This is a genomic window from Pseudoxanthomonas yeongjuensis, from assembly GCF_010093345.1.
In the GTDB taxonomy this organism is placed as follows: domain Bacteria; phylum Pseudomonadota; class Gammaproteobacteria; order Xanthomonadales; family Xanthomonadaceae; genus Pseudoxanthomonas_A; species Pseudoxanthomonas_A yeongjuensis.
On the sequence record NZ_PDWT01000013.1, the window covers coordinates 1 to 3,196 of the forward strand.

A 3,196-nucleotide genomic window follows, 5' to 3' on the forward strand; every position below is an offset into this window, starting at 1 on the left:
CTGTCCAAGACGATATCGTATATTACTGTCTGTCTGACATACAGCTTATACATGTACTCGTCATACACTCTCGTCTCACTACTGTTAATTTGTATGCACGCACTCATATGCCGTTACACCTGTCGTTTTTTCTTTTTGTACGCAGAAGACGACATACTAGTGCTCGTGCGGTCTCGTGGGCTCGGAGATTTGTATAAGAGCCAGCGGCTGCCGTCACCGCCGCTGCCGCCCTGTATCCGGCCGCCCACCAGGTTGGAGAGACTGGCAGTCAGGCCTGCGTAAATGGCGGCGCCGCCACCGCCGCCACCGCCACCACCACCAAAACCGAGCGCACCGCTATTGCCGCCGTTGCCACCCGTGATCGTGCCGCGGTTGATGAGGTCGCCCATTGCCGTCACACCTGTGCCGCCGCCACCGCCACCGCCGAAGGTACCGCCGGCGAACGCTAGGCCGCCGCCACCGCCACTGCCTGAATCGCCGCCGCCGCTCCAGCCGTCAATGCCGTCTGCATTGCCCGCGGCACCGCCCCCGGCACCGCCATCGTTGTTGCCGGGAGTACTCCCGCTGCCGCCGCTGCCGCCGCTGCCAGCAGGGCCATTGACGCCATCGCCGCCATTGCCGCCGCTGGTGCCGAGGATCGAGGCTCCGGTCGCCAGGTCGAGGGCAGCGCCTGCATCCACCGTCCAGTCCACCCCGCTGCTGCTGCCGCTGTAAGTGAGGGGGCCGCTACCCTGCACGAACACGTCGCCATTGCCGCCGATGTTGCCGGCGAAAGCGGACGCATCGCTGCGGTTGAAGGCCAGGATGCCGTTGTCGATGACGTCGCCGGTGATCGAACCGGTGGTGCCGCCATCGCCAACCTGCAGCGTACCGCTGCCGATCGTGGTGCCACCGCCGTAGCTGTTGCTGCCGGTGAGCACCAGCGTACCGCTACCGAGCTGCTGCAAGCCGCCACTGCCGGTGATCGAACCGGCGAAGGTCAACGCATCGCTGCGATCGAAGGCCAGGGTGCCGTTGTCGACCACATCGCCGGTGATCGAACCCGTGGTGCCACCGTTGCCGATTCGCAACATGGTGCCGTTCGCCAGCGTGATGCTGGCGGCGTCGACCGCACCGGTCACGGTGATGCCGAAGGTATCGTTCAGCGCCACGTTGCCGCTGGCCGCGAGCGTGCCGGTGATGGCCAGCGCCTGCGCGTTGGTCAGGCTGAAGTTGGCGGCGCTGAAGTTGCCGAGTGCAGTGATCTGGTTGAGGCCGGTCAGGCTCGCATCGCCGGCGCTGTTGCCGGCCAGTGATGCGGTGGTCAGGATGCCGCCGGTTTGCGTAATGCCGCCAGCACTGCTCGCCAAGGTCACCGAACCGGGGGTACTGACGTCGCCGCCCAGGGTCAGACCGCTGGTGCCCGTGAGCGCGACCGGGCCGCTGCCGCTCACCGCCAGGGTCGTCAGGGTATTGCTGTCGGTGATGGCAATGTTGCTACCGGTCGCCGTCACCGTGCCGCTGAAATCATTGCCGGCATTGGTCAGCGCGATCGCGTTCGCGCCCGCATCGATCGTGCTGTTGCCATTCACGTGCAACGCACCGCTTTGGCCAGTCACGCCGCCGTTGCTGGTCGCCGACAAGTTGCCGCTGATCGTGCCGGTACCCAGGTTCAGCGCACCGGAGCTGATGGCTGTCAGCGCGCCCGTGTTCAAGCTGCCCAGGGTCAGGCTGCCGCTGTTCGTGATCTGCGTAGTGCCGCCGGTCAGGTTCACCGTGCCGCCGAAACTGTTACCTGCGTTGGTCAAGGTGATCGCGCCCGCACTGGCATCGAACGTCGATGTCCCGGCTACCGTGAAGACTCCCGACGTTTGCGTGATGGCGGACGTGGTGGTCACCGACAACGGACCATTGACGGTCACATCACCCGCCGTGCCGAACGTGCCGCTGGTGACCGTCAAGGCGGCCAGTGCCGTCGTGCCGCCGATCGCGCCGCCGAAGTTCGCCGCGCCGCCGGTGGTGACCGTCAGCGCATGCGCGCCGTCCAGGGTCGAGCCGAAGCCGATGTTGCCACTGCCGGTGCTGGCCAGGGTCACGTCCGCGCCCAGCGTGACGGCGCCGTCGTAGTCCTGCGCCCCGGTCGTGGTGACGTTGCCGTTGAGCGTCAGCGCATTGCCGGCGGCCTGCTGCAGCGAAGCGACGTTCACCGTGGACAGCGACAGCGCATTGCTGCCGGAGATGGCGACATTGCCGGCGCCGTTGAGCGTGCCGGTGACGTTCAGCCCGGCGGTGCTGGTGTCGAAGTCCAGGTTCGATGCGTTGCCGAGGACGATGTCGTTGCCCAGGGCCAGGCCTGCGTTTTGTGCGGCGATGGTCGCGCCGGCACTGGCGGCGAGCTCGAGGTTGCCGACCAGGCTGGAACCGGTCATCAGGTTGAGCGTGTTGCCGGTGCCGCTGAACAGGATCGCGTCGGCGCGGGTGACGCCATCGCCACCCAGGCCGCCACTGATGGCGCCGCTGTTGTTGAGGGTGGTATTGCCGGTGGCGACGATGCCGGCGGCGCCCGCGCCCTGCGTGACGTATAGACCGCTGGTATTGCCGCCATCGCCGCCGACGATGGTGCCGGAATTGGTCAGGCTGAAGTTGCCACCGGCGATACCGGCGCCGCCACCGCCACCGCTGCCCCGAATGGCATTCCCGTTGGTACCGCCGTCACGGTCGATGCCGCCATTGCCGCCGTTACCGCCCCGGATCGCACCACTGTTGAGGAGATCCACGCCGGTGGCCAGGACCACGAGGCCGGAGCCGCCACCGCCGCCGTTGCCCGCGAATGAATTACTTTGAGTGACATCGCCGCCATCACCGCCGCTGCCGCCGCGGATATCCCCGATTGCGGTGTTGGTCAGGGCGACGTTGGCGGTCGAGACCACACCGCCGCTGCCGCCGCCGCCGCCGCCGCCGCCGCTGGCGTTATTCCCGACATCGTTGCCGTCCGCGCCCCTGCCGCCGTTTCCTCCCGCGACCGTGTTGGCATTGGTGATCGTGGCGCCGATCGTCAGGGCGATGCCGCCACCGCCGCCCCCGCCGCCGGCCTGGTCCTTGTAGGCGGCACCGCCGCCACCGCCCCCGCCGAGACCGCCGTTTGCGAAGCCCCAGCCGCCGCACCACCCGCAGCTGTCGCCGCGCTGCACAGGACCACCCTTGCCCCAACCTCCGC

General features: G+C 67.6%; 1 protein-coding gene. It reads right to left on the reverse strand.

Annotated features, from left to right (window positions below; translation table 11 throughout):
* Positions 1-113: 113 nt before the first annotated feature.
* On the reverse strand, positions 114-3,196 hold a 3,083-nt coding region (locus CSC74_RS17295), incomplete at its 5' end, for a beta strand repeat-containing protein (RefSeq protein WP_425501481.1).